This window comes from Streptomyces sp. NPDC050448 (assembly GCF_040655295.1).
Classification (GTDB): domain Bacteria; phylum Actinomycetota; class Actinomycetes; order Streptomycetales; family Streptomycetaceae; genus Streptomyces.
Map to the genome: position 1 here is coordinate 1 of NZ_JBFAJR010000087.1, position 7272 is coordinate 7272.

Sequence of the window (7272 nt, forward strand, 5' to 3'; positions counted from 1 at the left end):
GCTGCCCGCGCTGGGGGCGGCGATCGCCGCCCACCACACCGGGCACGGCCTGCCGACCGTGCCCGAGCAGGTGGTGGTGACCACCGGTGCCACGCAGGCCGTCGCCCTGAGCGCCCAGCTGTACCTCGGGCGCGGGTCCACCGCCCTCGTGGAATCCCCGGGCTGGCCGGGCTGCCTGGACGTCTTCAGAGCCGCGGGCGCCCGGCTGGTCGGCGTCGCGGTCGACTCCGACGGGGTCCGGATCGACCGGCTCGCCACCGCGCTCGCCGAACACCGGCCCGCGCTGCTCTACCTGATGCCGACCTACCACAACCCCACGGGCAGCCTGATGTCCGCCGGCCGCCGTCGCCGAGTGGCCGACCTCGCCGCCGAACACGGCGTCCCCGTCCTGGAGGACAGCGCCCACGAGGCGGCCCTCGCCCCCGGTCAGGCTCCCCCGCCGATCGCCGCGCACTCCGCCCGGGGAACCGTGCTGACGGTGGGCTCGCTGACCAAGGCCGTATGGGGCGGTCTGCGGATCGGCTGGCTCCGTGCACCCCAGGACATCGTGGCCCGCCTGGCCCGGCTCAAGGCGCTCAACGACCTCGGCAGCCCGCTCCTGGACCAGGCCCTCGCCGCCCGGCTGCTCCCCGCGCTCCCGGCCCTCGCGCCCGAGCGGGCTCGCATCCGCCGCGAGCAGCTCGCCACCATGACCCGGCTCCTGGCCGAACAGCTTCCGGACTGGAGCTGGCAGGAACCGCGGGGAGGCTCCGTCCTGTGGATCCGGCTGCCCCCGGGCACGGACGCCCGGATCTACGCCCAAGTGGCACTGCGCCACGGCGCGGAGGTCATCCCGGGCGTCGCCATGGATCCGACCGGGGCCCACGACAACTACATCCGCCTCCCCTACTCCTTCGCCACGCAGACCTCGGCAGAACTGGTCGGCCGCCTCTCGGCGGCCTGGGCCGCACTGTCCCGCAGCAGTGGCCGCACGCGCCACGGCCTGCCGGCGGGCGGAGTCCCGGACGGCTGAGGCTCGTCCTTCAGCCGCCAGACTGATGTTCCGTGATCCATGGATGACATGGACTTCGCGGAGCGCGTGGATGCGATAACGGACGTGGACGGACTTCGGGTGGTCACGTGCAGCTTGTGGGCGGCGGCGCGCTGACCGGTACGACCGTCGTGCTGGCTCCCGTCGGGGGTGCCGTGGGCGCGGTCGATGTGCGAGGTGGGGCCCCGGTACGCACGAGACCGACGCGCTCGATCCGCGCATTCTCGTCCAGCGCGTGGAGGCCATCGTCCTGACCGGCGGCAGTGCCTACGGTCTGGCCGCCGTGCACGGGGTGATGGCCTGGCTGGAGGAGCAGGGGCGCGGTGTACCGGTCGGTCCCCGCCCAGGTCAGGTGGTGCCTGTCGTGCCCGCTGCCGCCCTGCTGGACCTGGGGCGTGGCGGCGACTTCGCAGCCCGGCCCGACGCGGCGCTCGGCCGTGCGGCTGTGGAGGCCGCGGCGCGCGCTCTCCACCGAGGAACACGAGGTACCTGACACCGCCGCCCTGAACGCCGTCCTCGCGGGCGCTACCGACGCCGTGATGCGGGCCATCGTGAAGGCGGTGCGTGCGGCCGAGGGCTTCGACGGGCCGGGTGGAGTCTTTCCCGCGTACGGCGATCTGTACTGACCCGCCGTCACGTTCCGTGGTGAGGCGGTTTGGGCAGATGACTGCGGCGCAATGGCGTATGGGGCTCTCAAGCCTGCACGCCCGGGCGCGACAGTCCTCCCCGTGCGCCGCACTGGACGTCGCGTGCGCCCACCGACGCCTCCGCCTGCCCGGCAGCACCCTGGCATGCTCGCGCCTGCCGACACCGACCTCCTGTGTGCCCCCGCCCCGTCCACTCCCACGGGAGGTCCTACGGCTGCTACAGCTGCCGGACTGGAGGACGCGCCGCCTGATCCGGCACCGCACATCCGGCGTGGAGCATGCCACACTCCCGCCGGACTACCAGCACATCCTCGCCGCCGTGCGGCAGGCCGCCGGACCGGTCACGGCCCGGCAGCGCCTTGAATGGATCTCGCACCGAGAGTGCAAAGAGTTCTCCAAGCTTGCGTCCAAGCGTGAGCCATCGGTTTGCACGGCTTCGTACTGCAGGAATGCAAAGGCGAGACTGCGGCCTTGTGGCGCCACAGGCGAGCAGAGAGAGGGTACGCGCGTTCCCTATATGCGGATATATGGGTCAAAACTTTGCGCGTGACGGACGTCATCCTGTGTGCATCGCCATTGCCTGACCCGAGCGGGTTTGCGCATAGTTGCCGGTGCTACGCCCCTGCAGGTCGCCTTCGGTGCTGCGCCGGTACAGCAGACGGGGGATACGACGATCACCGAGCGGAACGGAAACCTGGCATGACTCTCGCGCGCACTCTTCCCGGCCGCTCGACTGCGGCCGGCCCCCACACGCACCCCGGCCCCCGCCGGATATGCCGCGCCCGTAGGCGGGTCGGGAGAGCGTGCGCTCCTGGCACGGCGCGTCGCAGATGAAGACCCCGCCCGAGCGGCTGCGAGCCGGCCTGGCCGCCGGTGTGGCCGTCGTCACCCTGCTGTGGGCCGCGCAGATACATCTCTCTGCCCGGCCCGACGATCTCATCGGGGCCGCCGCGCACCTCACCGGGCTCCTCGCCGGCTACGGGATCCTCGCCATGCTCTTCCTGATGGCACGCGTGCCGGCGGTCGAGCACGGAGTGGGCGCCGACCGCCTCGCCCGCTGGCATGCCTTCGGCGGGCGGTGGGTTCTGGTTCTGTGTGCCACCCACGGGCTGTTCGCCCTCGTTGCGTACGCCCTGCGGACCGAGACCGACCTGCTGACCGCCACCGGGGCCCTGATCCGGTACCCGGCCATCGCCGCCGCGTTCGCGGGCGCCGCCCTGCTGGCAGGCGTGGGCTTGTGCTCTGCCCGGGCCGTACGCCGCCGGGTCTCGCATGAGGCATGGCGCGGCATCCACCTGCTCACCTACCTCGCCGCCGCGCTGGGCTTCGCTCACCAGCTCGCCGGCCCCGACGTCTCCGTCACCGCTCTCACCACCTGGTTCTGGGCCCTGCTGCACACCGTCGTCGGCGTACTGCTCGCTTGGTATCGCGGGATCGTCCCGGTCCGCCAGGCCCTGCGGCACGGACTGCGCGTCGCCACTGTCGAACGGGAAGGCCCCGGCGTGGTCTCCGTCACCATCCAAGGGGACAGGCTGCACGAACTCCAAGCCGAGCCGGGTCAGTTCTTCCGCTGGCGATTCCTGAGGCGCGGTCTGTGGCACACCGCCCTGCCGTTCTCGCTCTCCGCGCCGGCCCGCGACGAGTGTCTCCGTATCACCGTGAAGGCGCTCGGCAGGCACTCCCGGAGGGTCCGCGGGCTGCGGCCGGGCACCAGGGTCCTTGCGACCGGCCCGTTCGGTGCGCTCACCGAGCGGCGGCGCACCCGACCCAAGGTACTGCTGATTGCCGGCGGCATCGGGATCACTCCGATGCGCGCTCTCTTCGAGTCCCTGCCCGCAGGACCCGGCGACCTCACTCTGCTCTACCGGGCGGGCGACGCCGACCAACTGGTCCTGCGCGATGAGCTGGAGGCAATCGCAGAGGCCCGCCAGGCGGCACTGCACTACCTGGTGGGCCGCTCCGACGCCGCGTACGACCCTCTCGCTCCCCAGGCCCTGCGTGCGCTCGTTCCCGACCTGTCCGACCGCGACGTCTACCTCTGCGGGCCGCCCGGCATGGCCGACGCGACGACCGCGGCACTGATCAGGGCGGGCGTCCCTTCCATACGCATCCACTCAGAGTGCTTCACCTACTGAGAACCCCGATGTGAGGACTCTGATTCTCCGATGAACCGGCACCCCGCACCCCAGGAGCCCGCCCATCAGGGCGACACCGCCCCGCGCTACGGGACGAAGCACCTCTCGCCCTTGCCCAGGCCGATGTCCGGGCCGCTCCCGCGAGCCCGCCGGGCGACCGCCCGGCACCGGAAGTCCTCGTCCCGATGGCTCGTCGCCGGGCTCACCCTGGCCAGCGTGCTGACCGCAACGGTCCTCACGGTGGCCGTCGACCCGGCCGCGCCGCCCCCGAGTGGAAAGGCAAGCTCGCAGTTCGCGCGCTGAGCGAGGGACTTGCGCAGCCGCCGTGCCCCACGCGGTACAGCTGGGCCTGGAGGGCCTGCTGTACCGGGCGGGAAGGCGAAACGGCACACCCCCTTCAATCGCACGCACATTCGAATATCCTGGTGTAATCGAGCCATGGCGGAAAGTACTCCCGGGCGATCTGGTCCGACTCGAGGTGGAGTGATCCGCGCCGACAACCGGCTCTCCATCCCACCCACGCGTCCCCTCGGCGAGCTCGACCGCCAGCTCCTCCACCTCTCCCGCCGGATCCGCTGGCACCCCTACGTCATCGTCCACCCCCAGACGCCGAGGGCGGCCGCCGCGTCCGGGTCGACGGCGAGATCCTCGGCGCGGGCCGCGCTGCTGCGCTGGTCAGGGGCATCCTGCACGCGATGATGGGGAGTAGATTGGCAGTAGCCATTGGCGATCTCCGCGCCGCCGCGTCCCCTCACCCCAGGGGGCACCCCGCTACGGACCTCCTCAATCGTGCGGCCGTCGTAGAAGCCGCACACTTCCATCCCGCACCCTGACGCGCGGAAAGGGAGGGCTCCGACCGGCAAGGACGGCAGCCATGCACCACCACACCCCGCGACAGGCCCCCACCCGGCCCCGTACTCAGCCCGCCCCGCTCACCACGCCGGTGGCCGAAGCCGTGTGCGAGAAGAAGCCAGGCGCGGCGCTGATCCGTGTCCGGGGAGAGTTCGGCCTCGACGCCATCCACGTCATCAACGACGCCCTGCGTACCGCGGACCGCATCGTCATCGGCCTCAGCCACGTCGCCTTCGCCGACAGCTCACTCCTCCATGCCCTGCCGGTCGCCCGCATCGACCACCACGTCGTCCTTGCCGGACTGCCCCTCACCTCCACCAGCTCTTCGACATCACCGGCACCCGCTCCCCCTTCACTTTCACCTTCACAGCCGATGCAGAAACCGCCCACTACGTGTAGCCGAACCAGACGCCCCCGCGAAGGATCACTTGGACGCGAAGCGCGGAGATGCACATCCTCAGCAGACTCCGCAGCGCTGATCCCACGTGGCGGCCCGATCGAGACGAGAACCCCGTGAGCAGCACGGCCATCCTTCCGGAGGGGTGTCTCGACGCCCTCCATCATGTGAAGGAGACCCGGGAGATCAACACCGTGATCCTCCAGTACGGCCGCGCTCCGGCCGTCCTGGAAGTGGCGGCGGAGGCCAACCTGACGCACGACGAGCTGATCCACGCGCTGCCCGCGGACGAGCCCCGCCTCGTCGTGCACGAACTCTGCTTCGCCGCCCCCGACGGCGCGCGCCGCAACGAACAGCTGCTCATCCTCTGGGTGCCCCCGGGCGCCATCAGCCAGGAAGCCACCTATACGGACGGCTACACCGCCCTCAAGGAGCTCCTCACCGACGTCCACGTACACCTCACGGCCAGACGAACAGCCCAGCTCGAATACCGACGCCTCGTCGCGCTGGCCGGCTGACCGGCCCCGTCGCACGGGCCGTCCCGGCCGCCGACGCAGATGGCGACGATGATCCTCCGCGTAAACCGGAGTCAGTTCTCTCTCAGCCCCAGCCGGACGGGACTCTCGGGCAGGCGGCAGTAGCCGCACGCTCCGCAGCCACTCCACCGGCTGCGCTCGCGGTCGATCCCGAGAAATCGGAGTCGGGTTTCGGGGTGGACGGTGCGATGCCCTCTGGACGAGGCAGTCCGCAGCCAGGCCGACACCCACGCGCTCGACACCATCACGGTCGACGGCAGTACTCCTGCCACCGACCTCGCCGATCAGGTGGCAACACGCTTCGGATAGCGGAGCGTAACGCCCGCCCGCGACGCCACCCCAGGACGGCGGCCGGGCTCCGGCTCAGTCCCTCGAAAACCCGACCAACTAGGCCGCGGCCCCCTCGACGCACCGTCTCGGTCGGCGAGCGTGTCGTCCAGCCAGTCGTATATCCGGGCCAGGGCCAGTCGCTGGGCCCCGGCCTGGCAATCCCGCGCCCCCAGGGCGGGGTGGTCGAGCGGGACGGTGAGGCGGCCGTGAGCGGCGCGACCGCGACATCTGCGCCGTTTGGCCGGACCGAGCGGCACATCGCCGGCCACGGGGAACGAGTCGACCAGCGGATGGCGCGCTCCGCCTGGTCGCCTGGTACCGGCTGGAGTATGCCGCCGACGACCCGTCAGCGCGGCGGTGCCGTCACCTCGAGGGGACCGGCCGGACCGGCGCGGGAGTGCGTTTGGCGGCGCGGCTGACGATGGCCGTCTCGACGTGAGTGATGCCCAGGCCGACCAGGTCGCGGGAGAGGAAGCCGTAGAGGGCCGTCAGATCCGGGAAGTACGCGGCCGCGTGCAGGTTCGAGGGTCCCGACGTCGCGAACGCGCCGTGTACCGAGGGGTGGTCGGCCAGCGCCTGCCCGGCGGCGGCCAGATGGTCGGGGGCCACGTGCAGCAGGAGTTTGGCCTCGATGGGCAGCCCGAGGCGGCGTGGCTCGACCAGGACCTGGGTGATCAGGCGGCCCTGGGCCGTAAGTTGGGCGAGGCGTCGGCGCACCGTGCTCTCCGAGTGGCCGGTGCGCGCGGCCAGGGCCGCCGCGGTCAGGCGCGCGTCGAAGGTGAGAGCGTCGATGAGGGACTGTTCCAGGGCATCGGTGTCGACGCCGTACGGGCCCGGGGAACCGGAAGCGGTCGCTTCGGGGACCGGCTCGGCCGGGCTCAGCGCCGCGCGTTCGGGCGCGGTCAGCACCTGGTGACGCCACTCGGAGGTGAGCCGGAAGACGTGCAGGATCGTGGCACTCTCCAGGGACGTCACCGCCTGGGTGGAGGGCAGCTGCCGGAAGACCAGCGGGTCGCGTGAACCCGGCTCGGTGCGGGCGACCGCGAAGATCTCGTCACCCGAGGTGGTGACGTCGATGAACGGGATGTCCTCGCGCGCCGCGAGAGCGGCCACGATCGTGTCGAGCTTTCCCCGCAGGACCCGGATGCGCAGGAACAGGGCCCCTGCCGAGCCGCCGTTGCGCGGTCGCGCGACCGGTGAGATCACCACGCGCACGGTGCCGTCGGCGCCGAGCGCGTGCAGGCGGCGGCGCACGGTGGCGGAGCTGAGCCCCAGCACGTGGGCCGCCCGCTCCGCGGAGAGGCGGCCGTCCCACTGCAACGCGGCCACCAGCCGCTGATCCATG

The 7272-nt window shown here is 71.7% G+C and carries 6 protein-coding genes and 1 pseudogene; 6 read left to right on the forward strand and 1 reads right to left on the reverse strand.

All coding sequences use genetic code 11. The annotated features are described in order from the left end of the window. The 6 genes and pseudogenes from AB0I68_RS38475 to AB0I68_RS38500 all read left to right on the forward strand — a co-directional run. The coding region (locus AB0I68_RS38475; RefSeq protein ID WP_363182099.1) for a PLP-dependent aminotransferase family protein at positions 1 to 1012 on the forward strand (1012 nt) is incomplete at its 5' end. A 39-nt stretch (positions 1013 to 1051) separates the two neighbouring features. Beyond that, positions 1052 to 1490: pseudogene (locus AB0I68_RS38480) on the forward strand (P1 family peptidase); the annotation flags it as partial. Further along, positions 1426 to 1656, forward strand: a complete 231-nt coding sequence (locus tag AB0I68_RS38485; RefSeq protein ID WP_363182104.1) for a hypothetical protein — start codon at positions 1426 to 1428, stop codon at positions 1654 to 1656. The pseudogene AB0I68_RS38480 and the gene AB0I68_RS38485, both read left to right, overlap by 65 nt. 824 nt (positions 1657 to 2480) lie before the next feature. Then, positions 2481 to 3812 (forward strand): ferric reductase-like transmembrane domain-containing protein, encoded by a 1332-nt coding sequence (locus tag AB0I68_RS38490; RefSeq protein WP_363182100.1) that lies wholly within the window; start codon positions 2481 to 2483, stop codon positions 3810 to 3812. 30 nt (positions 3813 to 3842) lie between these two features. Then, positions 3843 to 4115: a hypothetical protein gene (locus AB0I68_RS38495; RefSeq protein ID WP_363182101.1), complete on the forward strand. Its 273-nt coding sequence runs from the start codon at positions 3843 to 3845 to the stop codon at positions 4113 to 4115. A 1062-nt stretch (positions 4116 to 5177) separates the two neighbouring features. After that, positions 5178 to 5579 (forward strand): cofilin family protein, encoded by a 402-nt coding sequence (locus AB0I68_RS38500; RefSeq protein ID WP_363182102.1) that lies wholly within the window; start codon positions 5178 to 5180, stop codon positions 5577 to 5579. Between the two features lie 711 nt (positions 5580 to 6290). On the opposite strand, the gene AB0I68_RS38505 is transcribed toward AB0I68_RS38500, so the two are convergent. Further along, a complete protein-coding gene (locus AB0I68_RS38505) occupies positions 6291 to 7271 on the reverse strand; it encodes an Lrp/AsnC family transcriptional regulator (protein WP_363182103.1) in 981 nt (326 codons plus the stop codon). Position 7272 lies beyond the last annotated feature (1 nt).